Consider the following 18,591-nt stretch of genomic DNA (forward strand, 5'->3'; position numbering starts at 1 on the left):
TATGAAGGAAATCTTTACAAGATGTGAAAGCCTTGTAAACCATATTCCGTTGCCTTTTGTCTGTAGTGTTTCAACCTGTTTCAACTACGTAATCCTTACGATGATTTAGACATACCTTTCTTTCGTACCCATGAGTCCTTTGCCTGTTACTAACACCACCTTCAGGTTAGTAGTGCTTCACTGTTCGACCCTTGCACCAATCCATGAGTTTGTTAAGTTCATGAATCAGGGTAAGGCTGTCACTCGGATTTCGCGAGGGGAGGTCTTTCACCTCCATGGTTATCAAGTTGTCATGGTTCAAGTGAACCAAGCAGTTAGTCCCCCTTACCCTTATTGGGTTCGGTTTATAACTAACGAATCGCACTTCCCTGTGGATTACAGTGCCGCTATGGGTTACAACTGATATTGTAGCAGTAGTATTAATTCCCAGGTCTATCGCAGTAACGTTAGCTTCTGGTTTTCTTTTTTCTGGTTTACAGGTAAATGGAACGGATAAGTGACAGCTCCTTTCATTTAAAACCAATGATGGGGACATCATTTTGTTAGTTGCAACCAGGTGACGCTCTCTGAGGCCAGTGATTTCAACGGTAGCCCAAACCCAGTCATATCCATTGAAAACCTTGATTTCGACTTGGTCATAACCATGCAGTTTGTAACATTGTCCCTTGTAAAGGGAGGGATAACAGCCGGTGTCTGCATTTAGCTTTGGAGGCTTAGCATCCTTTCTTTTTCTGCCTCCCGACTGCCACTCCCGATAACGAGTAACAAAGCTACTAACAAGACCTGCAGAGAAGGCAATCGCAGCACGACGTAGATAGCTAGGAAATTTATAAAAGGCTTTGTTGAATTGAGGGTATTTAATACTAGGACGTTTAGCTGTTTGATGCATTAACTTTTCGACAGCCGGAGTTAGTTGATCTGCTGTCAGTTCTCCCAGTTCAGACCAGTGAGTGTAAATAATACCAACTAAAAACTGACAAGCGTGGCGATATACCTCAACCGTTTTCCCTAGCAACTCCTTTTGCTCTGGGGTTGGGTTGAGTCGCCACTTATCAGTTCTTAGGATTTTATTTGGCGTTTTCACTGGCTCAATAAACTATCATATAGTTAATATTATAGCTTACAAAATACAAGACGACAATCGCTTATTGGTGTTCCATTTTTTGGCAATTGTTGTTGTCGCTCCTTAACCCCCACTTGGACGAAGTGGGGGAATGCGTCGCGATTTTGTTCAATTACCTTTTTTCAGGATGTTCAATAATTGCTCTGTTTTTCTTTTCACAAACCCCCCGATTATCTTAAAGGGATGAGAGCTGCTTCCCTTTGTCTCCCCCCCCAGATCTACGAGGAAAACTAACTATTTTTTGATAGTCTAAAGGGTTAAAAAAACGCTCAGGAGTAAAGGGAGCAGAAAAGGCATCATTGACTAAATCTTCACGCACATAAAATCCATTGGCAGAATATAATCCGCAACCTACTAACACCATCCCCTTACTGCGAGCTAGCTTATCTAAAGCTACAAGAGAAGCTCCATAAGCACTAGAATTACAATCCCAGCGAAAATTAGGATCATAGGGCATGATCCATTCTTGAGGTGGTGGATAGGAATGATTATGCTCTAAACAAACAACTCTAGGTTGTATAATCGAAATAGCCTCATAAACGTAATAGTCATTACTATCAATATCCACTGAAAGAAAATCAATTTCTCCAGTAATACCAGCACTTTCAATTAAATCATTAATATTTTCGGCGTTAACTACCGCTTCTATAAATTTTAAGCGACCTTCACCGATGGCATCTTGATGATTGGCTGGAATAGCTTGTGCATAGTCTGGATAGGATTCTAGCCACAATCCTGTCCATCCCTTTTCTAAAAGATAATGACTATTGTTTTCTTCTCCTGTTTCTGCTCCAAACTCCACAAAAATTCTTGATTTTATCCCAATTCTATTAAAGATTTCTTCTATAATGCCGTCTTCATCCGATTGAGAGTGTATCTTAAATCCAAAATGCTCTAACCTTCGTGGATCATCCCCTGCTCGAATCTTGCGGTCTTGTTTAATTTGTTCTATAACTGAATCCTGTTTACTCATGACTGTATTACCTCACACCGATCCAAATATTACCGTCTTCGGGGTTTGATTAGCAACTGATACTGCTGACAAACTTATAGCGGTGTCCAGGATTCATCACCTAATTGAGCGATAACCATCTAAAGTCAGTTGAGCGGTCTTTTGCCACGTAAAAAGCTTAGCACGTTCCCGTCCTTTTTCAATCATAGATGCTCGGTGTTCTGAGTCTTCTACAACTATTTCCATAGCGTTCACTAGTCCATCCACAGAATCTGGCTCAAATAAACTAGCTGCATCTCCTACCACCTCAGGCAAGGAAGAGGTTAAGCAGCAGATAACTGGACATTCGCATTCCATTGCCTCTAGGGGCGGTAAACCAAATCCTTCATAGCGGCTGGTGTAAATTAGGGCTTGGGCATTACAATATAGGGTTTTTAGTAGGGCATCATCACCCCTAAGATAGATGAAATTTTGGCGCATATTATTCTCTTCCATAACCCTTAATTCGGATTCCAAAAAATCACAGGAACCCCCAAAACACACTAATTTTAAATTATCCCGTAATTTACGACTAGCAGCAAACGCTTTGAGGACTATTTCAAAATTTTTATATTTTGAACGAGTTCCCACATAAAGGAAGTAAGGGTGACTAAGGCAATTCTTTGGTAATTCACATTCGTTAGCGTCTTTAATTCGACTTGCCCAATAGGTGACTTTAGTTTTTTCCGGATTAACTCCCAATAAGTCTACTAAATCATTCCGGCTATTTTCGGAAGCGACAAAAATAAAATCGGCTTGTTTAACTAGCTGCTGCTTATTTTTAATTAATGGCTGAAACTTAGCTTGTCCTGATAGAAATTTCTCAGGAATCATATCATGGATCGTTATCACAAGTTTCTTAGGGTTAACAATCTCGACTAAGTCAGCATCATAGTAGGTAGGATGATAGATATCATATTGTCTACCGAATCTATGGACAAACCATTGAAAGGAGAGTTTATTGATAGTGTCATTAATAACCTTACCTGTTGGAAAGGGCAATTTTGGTATCACCCCATATCTGGTGAGTTGATCGCGATACTCTGAAATATCATACCCATCGCTCTTGATACCACGATGCCAATGAATTGAGCACTCAAAGTTTGGGGATAACTCTCGGATTAACTCAATAAAAATTCGGGATATACCACCAAATTTCTGGATGGCAAACATTTGATGGTCGTACAGAATATCCATAGTGACTTTTGAGTTGTGAACAGTTCCGTAGGGTGCGTTAGGGACGGGCTCACCCTCATTTTCAGCTCTAGCGCCAGGGTTGGCACAGCCCGTCCCGTAACGCACCGCTAGTATTGGAACAGCCCGTCCCGTAACGCACCACCGGGTATATATACTAATCCTTGTCTTGATGCACCCGTAAATCAAGGACACGTTTTCTAATTTCCAGGGTTTTATTTTTGAATACGTTCAAACATTATATTGAAAGCATGACTCCCGTCGGGGTATCTCAGCCTTCCTGTTGCTATTTTAGCATTTTGACATTTCCCCTCACCCTCTAATTTTGTGCCTGAAACATCATTCCAATCTAAAACCCATTGATCGTCTTTATTATAGTTGATTTGAAATCTTACAGGGTTGGGATACTTATGAGGATATTTACCACTTGTTACTGAGATTTCTTCAAGATTTGTGTTTCCAGGATATGGATGCTTAAGAAGATACACTATACCTGTTACCAATGTATCTTCACCCCTTTTTATTATATTTATATTTTCGACTTCTCCAAACTGTAGATGAGCAAGGTCTGTACGATTATATTTTGCTTCAATTCTTTGATTATCCTTGAATAACGATTTGCAATGCCCTTTTGGACAAGTTTGGTTTATAATTGGAATCAAGCATCTGATTTCTGATGCAAAAAGACCGACCACAATACCAACAGCGGAAAGAATCAAGCCTATTGCAGTAGTTGTTTTGTTCCAATTAAATTTATTTAGCATAATTTTATTTAATGGACTTCATGAGTATGGTATATAATATATTTAAATTTTGCTAATAATCATCTCTGAAATCAAATAAAAAATATAGAGCACAGTAAACTCTTGCCTCTTGCCTCTTGCCTTTTGCCTTTTGCCTTTTGCCTTTTGCCTTTTGCCTTTTGGCCTTTGGAAGTATCTTTACAACCGAGATCCAAACGCTATATCAGGTTCTTTGAGTTTATCACTATCTTCCTGTGTCTCTAAATTATGATAGACTTTACTCAATTGATGTTCACGCTCTGAGCCAGAAACCATTAGGAATAAATTAGCGCTTGTTGCACTCCCTAAGGTTAGTGCTGCTTCTGGATTTGGTATAGATTTTAGTACTCTTGGGTTAGACTCTACGATCCAGCCCCGGAGGTTTTGATTGTAAAGATTCACAAGAGAGGACATCAATGCTTCCCGTCTGTGTTCATTTAGATTCTTGGCACTCACTTCCATCATGATCACTAGATTTGGTGAGCGCTGAATGGTTGCCATGGCACCATTTAATACGGCAAATTCGTATCCTTCTACATCAATCTTGATGGCATCTATTTGGGATAATCCCAACTCTGGAAGTATGGAGTCTAGACTACGGACTGGAATTGTGATCTTTTCACGCAAGGCAGACCGTTTAGTATCATCCATACCACTAAATGCGGATTCCTGGGTAATATAAAAGTCTGTTTCTCCATCTTCACCACCGATGCATAGGTCATGGCAAGAAACTAACTGTTGTAAGTGGTTAACCTCTACATTTTGTTGTAAAAGCTGGTAGGCATCTGGGTTAGGTTCAAAGGCATGAACACAACCGGTAGGAGTTAATTTTGTAGCTGATGAGACGGCGTAGTAACCAAAGTTTGCTCCTACATCTAGCACAATGGAATTGGCATCCAGCAGACCTAAAAAGAGTTGGGCATCAAAGTATTCTTGGTAATGGCCATAGTAAAAGTCACACCCCAGTCGATCCCCGACATCAACGTGGAATGTCAAGCCTGATGGCAAATTCACTGCTTGGATATCCCGGACCCCTACTGGATGGAGTTTCTCTCGAAGCGATCGCAAAAACAAGGTGTAGGGTACCGCCAAGTTGGGAAAATCCATCGCCTGAGGCAGAAAATGATGGAATACCTGAAGATAAATCTCCATCTTATCCAACTCATTTATAGACTCATGGCTAGGTAAATGCTCTTCCTGACTATCCATTAATTCGTAAACTCGTCTATCTAATGTTTATAAAAATTATACTTTGGCGTGACAATCTCAGGTGAGGGAACTAAATCACTGACTTGTAACTCTACTGTAGATGCTAAAAATATTCGGCGTCTTTGGTGCTTGGTCTCCGTTTCCCAGAAATCTTCATGGTCTACATAACCCTGATAGTCGTATAGATAAGGAAATCCTGAAACTTGGAGCATTTTCAGCAAGCAACTTCGACTAGGAATCATGGCATGGTAGGTTAAGCCCTGAGTTTCGTTTTTGCCTTCTTCAACTAGATAGGTAACTGGTTCATCGAAAGGAACATTCATACTTTCAATAAATAACACTTTTTTGGTTAATAACTGCAAATTACGAATGACTTTGAAGGGATTTTCTGTGTGATAGAGCAAGCCGAAGCAAAACACTAAGTCTGCTCCAGCAAATTGAGACATCTGTGGGGTAGATTCAACATCAACCTGATAAAACTTAGCTTCAGGTACCCGTTTACTTGCCTCTTCAACAAGTTCTTGTCTCCCCTCTAAACCAATTACATTTACTCCCCAATTCACCAGCTTTTTAGAAAACCAACCGGGACCACATCCCACGTCAAGGCAACTGGTAAAACTTAATCCCTGATTGAGTCTAAGCTGATTGAGAACGTTTTCCGCTACAGCCCAGCGGGCTTGATTAATCGCAATATAGTAAGGTTCATCAAATAACATGGTTCTATAGCATTTTTAGTTGAGTTGTGAACATAATCTCTTAGGGAAAGGCAAGAGGCAAGAGGCAAGAGGCAAGAGGCAAGGGTCGTAGATAGGATTTTATGGTAAGGGAAAGAACTGTCATCCTTGTATTGATGCAGCCCCTCCCCACTAGCGCTCTGCATCAAGAAACAAAATCGCGCTTATACAAAAAACCTACCCCTGTGAGCCGCGCCCCCGCTCCTCTTCTCCCCACACTTACCATACTTAAAACACTTTACACGCTTTTAACACTTTTAACGCTTTTTGAGATTATGGGTATTCAACCAGACTTGATATAGCACTACCCATTAAGGTGTTTGACATTGATGTTGTAGTTAACTTTAGCATGCATGCCTTTTGACTCTTGCCTTGGGCGTAGCGCTATATCAGTCCCAGAGGCAGCAGTGGAACTTATGGCAGTTTTCCATGATGCGATCGCGACACATTCCGGTAAACTGAGGGGTGGTTTATCGTATGATCTAGTAGCAATGAAAATCGGGCAAAAAGTAAAAGTGTTTCGTCTAAGAGACCGGGTAGGCAAGGACATCGCAAATAAACTGGGAAAAGTAGGCACGATCACAGATTATAAAATGACCGATGGCAGTGGAGTTGGCGTAACGGTGACATTTGAGGACAACTCCTCTACCTGGTTCTTTGAGGATGAATTGAAAGTCGTAGACTAGATTTTAGTAACCGCGAGAAGCCCCGCACTATGCCCGTGCTTAGTGAGTGACGGGATGAAGCGCGGGGCAAGGGTCGGAACGGAGCGTGGCCTATAACTGGGGTATACTAGCTATAGTAGGGAAGTCAAATTAAGAGCTAACCGCCACCTACTGATTGAACCTTGACAACCTGGAATATGGGGTTCCATTGAGAAACGACCATTAAGTTTACGTCATCTGTCAATGGGTAAAATTACAGCAGTACTTTGGAGATAGAACTTTTTGTATTGTTCCGGCGCGGTGGGGCATCCCGTGTCGTTAATAAAGCTTACCGAGTATCCGAGGCAATAGCTGGAGTTGGTAAGAAGCCCGCGCTGTGCTGTTAGGGCAGCGTCGGGAGATGTCACTAACCGCGATCGCACCGAGGCACGAGACTTGCACTATGGCACGGATTCTAACATTTCTGGGTAAAGGCGGCACAGGTCGCACTACTGTGGCAATTGCTGCCGCTAAGCAGCTGTCGAGCCTCGGTCAACGAGTGCTACTGGTAGGACAAGACCCAAGTCCTAGCTTTGGACTGCTACTGGGGCTATCCCCAACGTCTGACCCGGTGGAAATAAGTCCTAACCTCCGGGTAGTACAGCTAATGACTACAGTACTACTGGAACGCAGCTGGGAAGATGTCAAAAAGCTAGAGGAGCAATATTTGCGATCGCCTACCCTAAAAAATGTCTATGGTCAAGAACTGGGCATCTTACCGGGGATGGATCATGCTTTAGCCCTCAACGCCCTTCGGGAGTACTACAAAAGCGGTCAGTATGACGCGATCATCTACGATGGCACCTGCTCTCAAGCTACCCTGAGAATGTTGGGAATGCCAGAAATTATCAGTTGGTATAGTCGTAGATTTCGCCAAGTCATGGCAGATTCTGACCTAGGCAAAGCCCTTTCCCCCTTTATCCAACCCGTCACTAGCGCCATCCTAAATGTGTCATGGACGAGTGAGGACTTTGCTGGTGAATCAACTAATCAGGCCAACAATATGTTGGAGGATGGAAAAAGTGCGATCGCAGATCCCAATCGGGTCGCATCCTATCTGGTCACTACCGATGACCCCCTAGCCATTGCCACAGCCAAGTATCTGTGGGGTAGTGCCCAACAAGTGGGTGTTACTGTCGGTGGTGTGCTGGTCAACCAAACCCCGGTAACCCCAGCATTAGAATCGGAATTTGCCCCTCTAGTCGTTAATGCTCTTCCCACTTCCCCACCAGGGGAAGATTGGCAATCCCTGATCGATGCCCTGCCAGATTTTAAACAGGCATCCCAGGCACCCAGACCTATGACTATCGACATTCCTGGTCGCAACGTTCGTTTATTCTTACCAGGTTTTAACAAAAAGCAGGTGAAACTCACCCAATACGGTCCAGAAGTCACCGTTGAAGCTGGAGATCAACGGCATAATATCCTGCTTCCCCCACAACTTAGTGGTCAATCCGTGAAAGGGGCTAAGTTTCAAGATGGCTATTTAATTATTTCATTCTAGGTAGTTGCTATGGCTGAAGAAAATCTAACTGAACAAAGTGCCAAAACCCGTCAGCTACTGGGTATGAAAGGCGCAGCTCCTGGTGAAAGCAACCTATGGAAGATTCGCCTGCAGTTGATGAAGCCAATTACCTGGATACCCCTGATGTGGGGGGTAGTGTGTGGTGCTGCTTCCTCCGGTGGTTACACTTGGAGACTCGAAGACCTTCTGATGGCAGCCGCCTGTATGTTGCTTTCTGGTCCGTTGATGGCAGGGTATACCCAAACCCTGAATGATTTCTATGACCGGGAAATCGACGCCATTAATGAACCATACCGTCCTATCCCATCGGGAGCCATCTCTATCCCCCAGGTGATCACCCAGATTGTGGTGCTACTCCTAGCAGGTATCGCTCTTAGCTACGGACTCGATGTTTGGGCTGGTCATGAATTTCCCACACTCACCTGTCTTACCCTAGGTGGTGCCTTTCTAGCGTATATCTATTCTGCCCCACCCCTGAAACTGAAAAAAAATGGTTGGCTGGGAAACTATGCTCTCGGTGCCAGCTATATCGCCCTTCCTTGGTGGGCAGGTCATGGCTTATTTGGTGATCTTAACGGGACTATTATGATTCTGACCCTGTTCTACTCCCTGGCAGGGTTAGGTATTGCAGTAGTTAATGATTTCAAGAGTGTGGAAGGCGATCGCGAATTGGGCTTAAAATCCCTACCGGTCATGTTTGGTGTTACCACAGCAGCTTGGATTTGTGTGGTGATGATTGATGTCTTTCAAGCAGGGATTGCTGGTTATTTAATCAGCATTGATCAGAAGCTCTACGCTGCTATCCTGATCCTATTAATCATCCCCCAAATCACCTTCCAGGATATGTACTTTCTCCGTGACCCCCTGAAAAATGATGTCAAATACCAGGCTAGTGCGCAACCGTTTTTGGTACTAGGGATGCTGGTTGCTGGTTTGGCTTTGGGTCATGGTCCTATTTAAAATAGGGAACAGGGAATAGGGAATAGGGAATAGGGAAAAAATCCTGTGTACCTCAGGTGCGACCCGTGGCGAATTTAATTCGCCAAGGTCAAGCTCACCTAATAGCTATGAGAAACGCTAGATATAGGTTTCAACCGGGCTCGATCTGAAAGCTTATATCATGTCGGGATAATTACCCTTAATAAAAATCTCCCCATCTCCCCATCTCCCCATCTCCCCATCTCCCCACCCTCCCTCTAATTATGGGTATTCAACCTGACTTGATATTACTACTTACGGTCAATCGGTCAACCCGGGTAAGAAGCGATCAAATCAAGGTTTTTTGGCAGTTCTCCACCATGGGGTTTGTCTAAGACTTGAATCTTGTAGCCCAAAGATTCTAACAACTGACAACATTGCTGATAGACAGGTCGTCCATGGATAGACAAGAAAATGGTAGGATGAGCACTTTCCAACAGAGATTTGGCACCAAGTAGAACAAACTTCTCATGCCCCTCCACATCAATTTTGATGCAGTCCGGCACAGGAAGTTCACCACTGGCAATCAGTTGATCTAAACTAACCATCTTGACTTGAAGTGTTCCTTGAGAAGAAATACCCCCCTGATAGCTGCCAGAGGTTTCTCTAAAGGATGCCATACCAGAGCGGTCTGAAAGCGCTGCTGCCATAACTGTGGCATTGGTAATGCTGTTGATAGACAGATGTTTTCTTAAGTAACCAAGGTTTTGGGGTAGGGGCTCAAAGGCAAAAACTTTTCCCTGATCACCAACTAGCACCGAAGTCAATAGTGTAAAGAAACCAGCGTGAGCTCCAATATCAAATACAGTGTTTCCTAATTTCAGAGTTTTCTCAAGCACCCGTTGGTTGTCATACTCATAAGTCCCTAACCAACAGCCGTTTCTGCCAGCACCAACTATCCATTTTTTACCCGCGAGCTTACCTAGCCAGATCGGCATTGTCATCTCAGGAGGAATTAGCCTTAAGGGCAAACGTAAAACCTGACCAAAGAGGCTTTTTCGGGAAATCTGTTCCAAATCCATAGTTTGATTACCTTATGAAGCTGAAAACTATTAGAGTTTCTATTGATACAATTCCCGAAAATTATGGTCAAGTAACAGCTTTACCTTTAGTGGTCAGCCGTCAGCCGTCAGCCGTCAGCGGTCAGTGGTCAGCGGTCAGCGGTCAGCGGTCAGCGGTCAGCCGTCAGCCGTCAGCCGTCAGTAGTCAGCTTATTTTATTCAAAAGCTGAACGCGCACGCGTGTGCTTAGCACCTGATTGACTGACAAAAGTTATTCCGGAGCATATTGGTAGGTCAGTACTTTGAACTCTAGCCTATAAGTTCGTTTTTCGTGTTGTTTGCGCGATGCCATAACTGGGTCAGGATCACGGTTGGAGGTGAAACTTACGTGACGAATCAGTCGCCATCCGTTTAAAAGAGCAGTTTTGACCCAATCCCAGCCGATGCGGAAATAGCTGTTGCCACGTGCGCCAATGGGTGTCAACCCACCGTCGTTTCCCGGTTTCCACAACCAATGTGCCTTGCGCTGTCACATAGAGTGTGGCCAAGGCCAAGATGAACCACAGTCTCGTGCATGGCACATACACACCGAATCTCGGATTTCTGGATGTTCCAGCCGTTGGACTGGTCGTCCTTAAAAGCCTCCTCAATATCGAATCTCAATCCGTATTCACAGAATGTTTGTAAGGTGGTCGGTTGATCACTGACGATGGCCCAAAACTCCCCATTGATGTTGTTGCGCCCAAACGCTATGTGAAGCGAGTCATACCATTGATCTTTATGCAATCCCACGTTGTGAAAACACAGCGCTTCGCCCGGTTTGAAGTGAAACTTTTTCAGTTGACACCAACCTTTGCCAGTTCGCCAAATCCAAGCATCCTTTTTCAAACGGATACGATAATGCCAATGCCATTTCTGAGTCAGGGCTTTGATCAAATCCTTATGGACAAACCCTCGATCAGCCAATAAGACAATTTTCACGTGTTTGGGTAGGCACCGAGCTGCCTGATCCAACAGGTCTCGGTAGTCCCTGAATGAGACCATAGCACTGCTATGGTGAAGGACTCGCCAAGCTACTGGCAGAGCACGACCCCGATAAACCACTGCCACAAGGGAACTGGCAATACTCATCCCAGAACAAAGACGTATCCAAGCTCAAGTAAAGACACTCCTGTTGCCAGTCGGCCAAGGCCGCTTGGATCAAGGGTTTATACAGTCGATGTACATTGATACGAGGGTTATTGAGCCATCGACGGACCCGTCTGTGCTTACTGTGAGCATACTTTCCTCGGCAGGGCAGATAGGATATCCAGCGAGTCAGATTAACTTCACCACTATGGATCAAGGCTACCACCATCCATAGACAGACTGTTAGATGGGCTTTGTGTGCCCAGGGAGTGGCTTGACCCAGCCAGGTATTCAGGGCATTGTAGAGGCGGGAGTTTTTTTTCACAGCGTTCTTATGGTTTTGAGTGGCATCGCGCATCTTAGAACGCTGGCTCCCACTCAGGTTTTTTTTATCCCTCAAACATCCATCTGACAAACAGTTTGACAAAACAGTCACCGCCTTTTGTCAGTCAATCAGGCTTAGCACATAAGCTAATAGCTGATAGCTAATAGCTGATAGCCCTAATCGCTGATAGCTGATAGCTGATAGCTTAGAGTTTAAGACTACCAGTATTGACAACAGGTTGTATATTTTGCTCAGCTGTCAAAACCACTAGCAAATTGTTAATCATTGCTGCTTTTGTTTCCTCGTCTAGCTGAATAATTTGGTTATCGTTCAGCCGCTTGATGGACATTTCCACCATGCTTAAGGCACCTTCGATAATTTCTTGACGAGCTGCTATGATTGCTTGAGCTTGTTGACGCCTTAGCATGACTTGGGCAATTTCTGGAGCGTAGGCTAAATAGGAAATACGACTATCAATCACCTCGACACCTGACACCTCCAAGCGAGCCTGTAACTCTTCCTTGAGAGCTGCTGCAATCTCTTCGGGGCTGCCTCTGAGTGACGCTAGGTTTTCTTGATTAGTATCGTAGGGATAGCGACTGGCTAAACCACGGATAGCGGTCTCACTTTGGATGGCCACAAAATCTACATAGGAATTCACGTCAAAGGTGGCTTTGGCTGAGTCTACAACTCGCCAGACAACTACCGCAGCAATCTCAATGGGGTTCCCTTTCGCGTCATTTACCTTGAGCTTATCACTGTTGAAATTACGCACTCGTAGAGAAACCAGTTGCTTCGAGGCGAAAGGGTTAACCCACCAAAAGCCAGAGGTACGGACACTGCCAACGTAGTTACCTAAAAACACTAGCACTCGGGCTTGGTTAGGCTGCACAGTCAGAAAGCCTTTTAGGGCAACCAAGGCTACGATCACTAGACCAATACCAAATAAGTTGTTGGTATAGAGAAATACGTCGTTGATATTGGAAAACCCGACTAGACCTTTACCTAACCACACACCAAAACTAGCGATCGCAATAATCCCTACCAGAGCAGCAAAACCATTAATTTTAAAGGTAGGAATTTCCTGAATACGTTCCATTTGCATGTATCGTTTGTGTATTGCTCTGTTTTGTTTTAGCTCATTGGCTGATACATCTATTTTGCTTGGTTTATCGGGGGTTTGACAGTACCCGTAGGGGTACTAATGACTAATTTGACGGTAAACCTGAATCATTTGTTGTGCGATCGCATTCCAACTATAGTGCTTTAAAGCATACTCCTGAGCCTTGACTCCCCGCAGTTGGCATTCCTCTTTATTTTGCAGGGCTTCCCGTAACTGTCTAGTCAAAGCCTGAACCTCGCAAGGACTCACCCATCCTGCTTCCGCATCTTTGACGTTTTCCCAAATATGGACCTGGTCAGAAATCACCACTGCTGTCCCAGCCACCATCGCTTCCGCTACTGCAATCCCAAAGTTTTCGTAGTAAGATGGCAGGACAAATACATCCGCATCCTTTAACAATGCTGCTTTCAAGTCACCGGTCACGAAACCAGTAATGGTAGTATTTGATGATAGAATTGAAGCCTTGATCTGCTCTATGATACTATTTTCATAACTTGGGTCTTGAGGATTAGTTCCCGCCAAGACAAAGTGAAACTGGAATCCTTCGTTTAATAGCTTTTCTAGAGCTGGGATAAGTAAATCCAATCCCTTCTTCGGGTCAATACGAGACATAAACAACACTAAGGGTTGGTCATGGGGAATCTTTAATTCAGTACGTGCTTGAGCTAGTTGTTGCTGGAGTTGTTGCTGGATTGGCGGCGTTACTCCTAAGGGAATCACGATATCAGGGGATGCTGTCCCAAAACGTTCCGAAATCTTAGCTTCCTGTGGACTGGTAAAGTGTATACCAGCTGCTCCAGCTAAATTCGGTTTCTCCCACAGTGCGGCATAGATGCGCTTTAGCTGTTGTTTCTTCCGCAAATCCGCTGGGTCAAGGGTACCTAAGGGACGCAATAGGTAGGGTAATCCCTGTTTTCGGGCGATGGTAGCCGCTGCTGTAGTTACTGGAGAAAATAAGGCATGGATATGGGCAAGGTCAAATTCTGAGGCGTGTTGCCATAGCCAGCGTAATAAGCCCAGGGAAAATTTATAGCGGCGAAAGGGAGAGCAACGGAAGTATCTGATCTGATAACCATCCTGTTCTACTGGTTGATCTAGGGGTACATCCAAAGGGGGTTGACCAGCATCCCCATTAGAGTTAGTAGTTAGTACTGTAATTGCTACTCCTTGAGAGGCCAGAGCCTGAGATAGTCCCTTTACCATTTGACTCGGACCACCATATACCAGGGAAATCGACGGGACGATTTGTAAAATTCGCATGGGATATTTCTTAATACCAAGTTGGGTCAAAGATAGCACTATTCCTAATCAACCTTAGGAGCAATCACGACCTGACGCCATCATTGAGCAACCTCTAGATTACTTATCCCCTGCCTGCACCAATTCATAATACTCTTCCATCTGTGCTAAAGCTGCTTTTGGTTCTTGGGGAAATTGATCAAATTTGGCAGTCTTTTTGAATTTCTGCAAAATTTCCTGACCCTCTTTGTTCTTATGCATTTTCATTAGTACTTCTTTGACTTCCTCAAGTACCTTAGGATCCATATCTGGTGCAGCAACTACCACCTGTCGAGGAAATTTGTTGGTTTCTGCCAACACCACTAGCTGTGACCGTTGACTCTCTGACAATCCTGCAAAGGTTTCACTATCAGTAGCACCAGCATCAACATTTTTGCTCAATACCCAGCGCACAGTGTTGAGGTCATCACCAGCAAAAACATATCCCACCTGATTTTTAGGCACCTGATGATTCGCTTCCCCCTTCTCCACTGGATTCATACCGGCTTTCATCAGATGAGATAGAGGAAACATATAACCTGAGGAGGAGAAGGGAATCTCTAGGGCAAGCATTTTGCCTTTTAAGTCTTCCAGAGATTTCAGACCACTATCTTGGCGGGCGAAAAATATAGTACTGTACTCAGCAACACCCTTCTTCCAGCGGCGCAGGATTACCTTAGCACCAGTTTGGTTAACCATATACATGGCTGGATAAGGACTATCCATGTAAAGATCCACAACACCCGCTTTTATCCATTGCGCCATGGTTTCTTTATCGGAAGCAATTTTGACCTCCCCCTGACCAATTCCTGCTTGACCTAAATTAGCTGCCAGGTAATCAGCAACCCCTTGAAAACGTTGCTTTCTGGATGGATTCAACGCAATGTCCCCTAGCACAATCACTTCTTTAGCTTGAGATTCGCTCTGATTTTGACAACCCCATAGGGGAATTAGGATCCCAATCAGGGCGATTGTGGTTACAACCTTTCGGAACATAGTTTACTCTGTCTTTGACTAGCTGACTCAGGAGATTTACCGAAAAAAGTATCCTGAAAAAAACCTGAAAAAAAGTAGATGCACCCTGGATGAATTTCAGGTTTATGAACTTATAGTTCCCATTGACTAGCTATATCTAACATTCTGTTGTTGAAGGAGTCACATTCATAAAAATAAACGACCCTAACTCAGAACAATTACAATGAGACAACATAACAAGCTAGGGATGTTGCCAGATTGGCTAAATTCACAAAATTTTACCAATTTTGGCAAAATTAGTGGAACCAAGATGCTCCCTAATCATTTGTCTGGATGTCTTCCTGGTTTAGGTGAAGCTGAAATCTGAGGCACTGAGCTGCTCTACACTCACTCCTTCTATGAGAACCTTTCCAGCATCATTGGCCTGAAACAAAGTCCCATCTTCGGTGTTAGTTATCCGACCGTCATAGATAACCGAATTCAACCACTCTTGAGGATCAATATTCCCCCAACCCTGGAATTCAATTTTATCGACACCTACCTCAAAGTCCTTGATCACATCAAATTCACCGGGTAATAGACTTTTATTCTGTTTAAAAATAAAGTGATCATTGCCTTCACCACCAGTCATGACATCACTGCCACGACCACCATTTAAGATATCATCGCCACTGCCACCATCTAGGATATCATCATGGCGACCCCCTTTAATGGTATCATCGCCATGGCTACCATCTAGGATATCATCACCCCTTCCCCCTTGGAGAAAGTCATTATCTAGACCACCGTCAAGGTTGTCATGACCTCGACCCCCCCTGATCGTGTCATTGCCACTGCCACCATCAAGGTCGTCATGACCCCGACCCCCTTTAAGCTTGTCATCACCTTGGTTTCCCTGAATTAAGTCATCACCTCGGTCACCATGAATTGTGTCATTGCCTTCGAGACCCTTAATGATATCATCTTCTTCAGTACCAACTAGTTTGTTATCCCCCTCATCTCCCACAATGCTTTGATCGGGAAGGATTGAGTCGATTTCATAGATGGTGGTCGTGCCACTAACTTCATTGGCTGCTACCAACAGAGGTCTGCCATTGGGACTATCTTCGGCAGAAATGAAGGTCAATCCTTCTGGCCCAAGGTCTCCTGCTGTTCCCGCCGCAGCATCACCGCTAAAATCCCGGTTGTTGATGTATTGCACAAAGGTAGGATGAGTGGGGTCACTCACGTCATAGACCATGATTCCACCAATACGCTCTAAGCCAATAAAAGCGAAGGTGCGTCCATCAATTACTCCTGTTACCACTCCTTCGGGTTCCGGTCCTCTGTCATTGCTGCGGGTATCAAAGGAGTTGTTGGCGTCATTGTCGGAGTTAAAGTCATCAGGGAGAAATTCCGCAGTGATGTGCTCGAAGTCATCTCCACTGTCGAAAACTTGATTGCCATATTCATCCCAGATGGAGAAGGAACGACTCCCGAAGGCAAAAAGCTGATCAAAATCACCGTCACCGTCTGTATCCCCTAAAGTGTTTGTCACTATCAAGGAACCCAGGTTTTCAGCTTGTTGGAGTTCAGCTGCATCGGGAAAAGCATGGGGATCTAGGTTAAGGTCTCCCACTAGCACTTCTTCGCTAAAGCCCTCAAAGTCCCGGCTATCCCCTTCGTTAGCTGTAATTAGGAAGGTTTTGCCGTCTACCTGAAATGATGCGATCGCATCCGGCTGGAACATTCCAAAAACCGGCCAATTCTGGATATTAATCCCATCATCTTGATCACTAGCATCGAAGCCATTACCGGGAAGACTGTGGTCTTTAAATCCTAAGGGCAAGATATCAGTAATTTCGCCACGATTGATATCTAGCACAGCCAAGGCATTATTTTCTTGCAGGGTAATCCAGGCTGTTTGGGAATCCTCAGACACGGTAATGAACTCAGGTTCTAAGTCTTGGGCTACGGTAGCACCGGGACCAAAGATACGTACTCCCTGGTCTTGCAATTGCTCGATTTGAGGATTAAATGCTTTGAAGTCAGCGTTAGTAACAGTAGCTTGCTTAACACCTCCAGAGATGTCGATAATACTAACAGACCCTTCTGGATCAACGGTAAATTCATTATTGGGTTCTCCTTCATTAGCTACCAACACTTTTTGACCATCAGCGGTGAAGGTCAATGCATCAGGTAGCGCTCCAACAGTTACGGCATTCAAGAAATGGCCATCAGTGTTAAAGAAAACAACTTGACCAGGATTCTGTGTATTTTCATCTTCAACTGCTACAGCAACAATACCATTATTCACCGCAACACTGTTGGTACCTCCCCCAAAATCATTGAGGCTAATTTCAGTAATTTTGGTAGGATTAGCAGGATCGCTCAGATTCAGAACATCAATGGCATTATTAGCGCCATTGACTACAAACAGGCGTTGTGAGCTGGTGTCATAAGCAGGAATTTCAGCAGCACCATCGTCAAATATACCGGTTTCAAAGGTACTAATTGTTGATAGTTTTATATAATTTGTCATGGCTAAATTTAGGATTTATAGTTGGGTTTTAAATAAAAAGGGAGCAGGGAGCAGGGAGCAGGGAGCAGGGAACAGGGAGCAGGGAATAGGGAACAGGGAACAGGGAACAGGGAACAGGGAACAGGGAACAGGGAACAGGGTTAAGAGTATGGGAAGTGTGAAAAAATCCTGTGTACCTCACTCGTCCTGATAATTGCTATAGGGGTGTATCTCACTTTTATAAATTTTGCGTAGGGTGCGTTAGGGGTGGGATTGCCCTGATTTTCCGCCTCTTTGCCAGCGTTGAAATAGCCCACCCCGTAACGCACCACCGGCTCAAACAGCTTTTAGGAGATGCACCCTGCTATAGTGAATATTATCTGTTTGTTTTATAATTTTATAAGCAATAAAATTGGTTTATTAAAAAAATATTCAAAATCTCGAAGTATTAACCACAAAGTATCTTCCTGATTAAGCAAACTAGTTTAATCAGAAATAAAACAGGTAAACTGTATTTAGATAGTCAGGTTGATTTTTAGGATTACTAGTGGTTAGGCCAGCTAATAAACAAAATTAACTAAAAATTACCTATAGTTAGGTGTACATCAATAACTACAGGGCTATATTAATTAATAAAGAACTATTTCACGTAATTATGTGGCCATCCTGGCAATAATTTAAAAGGATAGGACTTACCCACTGAAACGAAAAATTAAGGGTTTAGCCAATAAGTCATTAATCGTAGGGTGGGCAGTGCTTACGAAGGCGGTTTGCAAGCTTCTGAATTTGTCTGGTGCACTGCCCACCATGAACCAAGCTTATGGAGTCATTAATCCTAGGGTGGGCAGTGCTTACCAACGCCCTTTGCAAGCTTCTGAATTTGTCTGGTGCACTGCCCACCATGAACCAAGCTTATTGAGAATGCTGCAAGTCATTAATCGTAGGGTGGGCAGTGCTTACGAAGGCGGTTTGCAAGCTTCATGATCTGTCTGGTGCACTGCCCACCATGAACTATTCCGAA

21 protein-coding genes and 1 pseudogene are annotated in these 18,591 nt (G+C 44.0%); 6 read left to right on the forward strand and 16 right to left on the reverse strand.

The window, feature by feature from the left end; genetic code table 11:
* Nucleotides 1-364 precede the first annotated feature (364 nt).
* The 7 genes and pseudogenes from BJP34_RS26940 to BJP34_RS44610 all read right to left on the reverse strand — a co-directional run.
* A pseudogene (locus BJP34_RS26940) lies at nucleotides 365-1,084 on the reverse strand (IS200/IS605 family accessory protein TnpB-related protein); the annotation flags it as partial.
* 214 nt (nucleotides 1,085-1,298) lie between these two features.
* Nucleotides 1,299-2,096, reverse strand: coding sequence for a hypothetical protein (locus BJP34_RS26945; protein WP_070394998.1), 798 nt, complete (start codon nucleotides 2,094-2,096; stop codon nucleotides 1,299-1,301).
* 96 nt (nucleotides 2,097-2,192) lie between these two features.
* Nucleotides 2,193-3,311 carry a glycosyltransferase family 4 protein gene (locus BJP34_RS26950; RefSeq protein WP_070394999.1) on the reverse strand — a complete coding sequence of 373 codons (1,119 nt, stop codon included), beginning with the start codon at nucleotides 3,309-3,311 and terminating at the stop codon, nucleotides 2,193-2,195.
* Nucleotides 3,312-3,523: 212 nt separating this feature from the next.
* Complete coding sequence (locus tag BJP34_RS26955; protein ID WP_070395000.1) at nucleotides 3,524-4,072, reverse strand: hypothetical protein; 549 nt, start codon at nucleotides 4,070-4,072, stop codon at nucleotides 3,524-3,526.
* Nucleotides 4,073-4,249: 177 nt separating this feature from the next.
* Nucleotides 4,250-5,299 (reverse strand): FkbM family methyltransferase, encoded by a 1,050-nt coding sequence (locus BJP34_RS26960; RefSeq protein WP_070395001.1) that lies wholly within the window; start codon nucleotides 5,297-5,299, stop codon nucleotides 4,250-4,252.
* 20 nt (nucleotides 5,300-5,319) lie between these two features.
* Nucleotides 5,320-6,015, reverse strand: coding sequence for a class I SAM-dependent methyltransferase (locus BJP34_RS26965; protein ID WP_070395002.1), 696 nt, complete (start codon nucleotides 6,013-6,015; stop codon nucleotides 5,320-5,322).
* Nucleotides 5,961-6,179 carry a hypothetical protein gene (locus BJP34_RS44610; protein ID WP_158517499.1) on the reverse strand — a complete coding sequence of 73 codons (219 nt, stop codon included), beginning with the start codon at nucleotides 6,177-6,179 and terminating at the stop codon, nucleotides 5,961-5,963. The genes BJP34_RS26965 and BJP34_RS44610 overlap by 55 nt, the downstream gene beginning before the upstream one ends.
* Before the next feature lie 345 nt (nucleotides 6,180-6,524).
* Between BJP34_RS44610 and BJP34_RS50550 the strand changes: the two genes are divergently transcribed.
* The 3 genes from BJP34_RS50550 (at nucleotide 6,525) to chlG (ending at nucleotide 9,222) form a co-directional block, all read left to right on the forward strand.
* Nucleotides 6,525-6,719, forward strand: a complete 195-nt coding sequence (locus BJP34_RS50550; RefSeq protein WP_070396901.1) for a DUF2862 domain-containing protein — start codon at nucleotides 6,525-6,527, stop codon at nucleotides 6,717-6,719.
* A gap of 421 nt (nucleotides 6,720-7,140) precedes the next feature.
* Nucleotides 7,141-8,241, forward strand: a complete 1,101-nt coding sequence (locus BJP34_RS26975) for an ArsA family ATPase (RefSeq protein WP_070395003.1) — start codon at nucleotides 7,141-7,143, stop codon at nucleotides 8,239-8,241.
* A gap of 9 nt (nucleotides 8,242-8,250) precedes the next feature.
* Nucleotides 8,251-9,222 carry a chlorophyll synthase ChlG gene (gene chlG, locus BJP34_RS26980; protein ID WP_070395004.1) on the forward strand — a complete coding sequence of 324 codons (972 nt, stop codon included), beginning with the start codon at nucleotides 8,251-8,253 and terminating at the stop codon, nucleotides 9,220-9,222.
* Between the two features lie 287 nt (nucleotides 9,223-9,509).
* Here chlG and BJP34_RS26985 read toward each other — a convergent pair whose 3' ends face one another.
* Entirely contained in the window at nucleotides 9,510-10,262 is a 753-nt protein-coding gene (locus BJP34_RS26985; RefSeq protein WP_070395005.1) for an FkbM family methyltransferase, read from the reverse strand.
* A 14-nt stretch (nucleotides 10,263-10,276) separates the two neighbouring features.
* Here BJP34_RS26985 and BJP34_RS26990 point away from each other — a divergent pair, with 14 nt between their 5' ends.
* A complete protein-coding gene (locus tag BJP34_RS26990) occupies nucleotides 10,277-10,471 on the forward strand; it encodes a hypothetical protein (RefSeq protein ID WP_070395006.1) in 195 nt (64 codons plus the stop codon).
* Between the two features lie 41 nt (nucleotides 10,472-10,512).
* Here the strand turns inward: BJP34_RS26990 and BJP34_RS47880 are convergent, their stop codons facing one another.
* The 6 genes from BJP34_RS47880 to BJP34_RS27010 all read right to left on the reverse strand — a co-directional run bounded on the left by BJP34_RS47880 (nucleotide 10,513) and on the right by BJP34_RS27010 (nucleotide 15,091).
* Nucleotides 10,513-10,752, reverse strand: a complete 240-nt coding sequence (locus BJP34_RS47880) for a hypothetical protein (protein ID WP_229424043.1) — start codon at nucleotides 10,750-10,752, stop codon at nucleotides 10,513-10,515.
* Complete coding sequence (locus tag BJP34_RS47885; RefSeq protein ID WP_229424044.1) at nucleotides 10,722-11,372, reverse strand: transposase; 651 nt, start codon at nucleotides 11,370-11,372, stop codon at nucleotides 10,722-10,724. The genes BJP34_RS47880 and BJP34_RS47885 overlap by 31 nt, the downstream gene beginning before the upstream one ends.
* Nucleotides 11,293-11,727 carry a hypothetical protein gene (locus tag BJP34_RS41065; protein ID WP_149031211.1) on the reverse strand — a complete coding sequence of 145 codons (435 nt, stop codon included), beginning with the start codon at nucleotides 11,725-11,727 and terminating at the stop codon, nucleotides 11,293-11,295. The genes BJP34_RS47885 and BJP34_RS41065 overlap by 80 nt, the downstream gene beginning before the upstream one ends.
* A gap of 172 nt (nucleotides 11,728-11,899) precedes the next feature.
* A complete protein-coding gene (locus tag BJP34_RS27000) occupies nucleotides 11,900-12,793 on the reverse strand; it encodes an SPFH domain-containing protein (RefSeq protein ID WP_070396902.1) in 894 nt (297 codons plus the stop codon).
* Between the two features lie 102 nt (nucleotides 12,794-12,895).
* Entirely contained in the window at nucleotides 12,896-14,077 is a 1,182-nt protein-coding gene (gene hpsP, locus BJP34_RS27005) for a hormogonium polysaccharide biosynthesis glycosyltransferase HpsP (protein WP_070396903.1), read from the reverse strand.
* 99 nt (nucleotides 14,078-14,176) lie between these two features.
* Complete coding sequence (locus tag BJP34_RS27010; RefSeq protein ID WP_070395007.1) at nucleotides 14,177-15,091, reverse strand: phosphate/phosphite/phosphonate ABC transporter substrate-binding protein; 915 nt, start codon at nucleotides 15,089-15,091, stop codon at nucleotides 14,177-14,179.
* Between the two features lie 202 nt (nucleotides 15,092-15,293).
* Here BJP34_RS27010 and BJP34_RS44615 point away from each other — a divergent pair, with 202 nt between their 5' ends.
* A complete protein-coding gene (locus tag BJP34_RS44615; RefSeq protein ID WP_158517501.1) occupies nucleotides 15,294-15,437 on the forward strand; it encodes a hypothetical protein in 144 nt (47 codons plus the stop codon).
* On the opposite strand, the gene BJP34_RS27015 is transcribed toward BJP34_RS44615, so the two are convergent.
* Nucleotides 15,417-17,591, reverse strand: a complete 2,175-nt coding sequence (locus BJP34_RS27015; protein ID WP_070395008.1) for a choice-of-anchor I family protein — start codon at nucleotides 17,589-17,591, stop codon at nucleotides 15,417-15,419. The genes BJP34_RS44615 and BJP34_RS27015 overlap by 21 nt on opposite strands.
* A gap of 28 nt (nucleotides 17,592-17,619) precedes the next feature.
* Nucleotides 17,620-17,772 carry a hypothetical protein gene (locus BJP34_RS46115; protein ID WP_193431285.1) on the reverse strand — a complete coding sequence of 51 codons (153 nt, stop codon included), beginning with the start codon at nucleotides 17,770-17,772 and terminating at the stop codon, nucleotides 17,620-17,622.
* Between the two features lie 584 nt (nucleotides 17,773-18,356).
* Between BJP34_RS46115 and BJP34_RS41070 the strand changes: the two genes are divergently transcribed.
* Nucleotides 18,357-18,554, forward strand: a complete 198-nt coding sequence (locus tag BJP34_RS41070) for a hypothetical protein (RefSeq protein ID WP_149031212.1) — start codon at nucleotides 18,357-18,359, stop codon at nucleotides 18,552-18,554.
* Nucleotides 18,555-18,591 lie beyond the last annotated feature (37 nt).

The organism is Moorena producens PAL-8-15-08-1, assembly GCF_001767235.1.
Taxonomy (GTDB): Bacteria; Cyanobacteriota; Cyanobacteriia; order Cyanobacteriales; family Coleofasciculaceae; genus Moorena; species Moorena producens_A.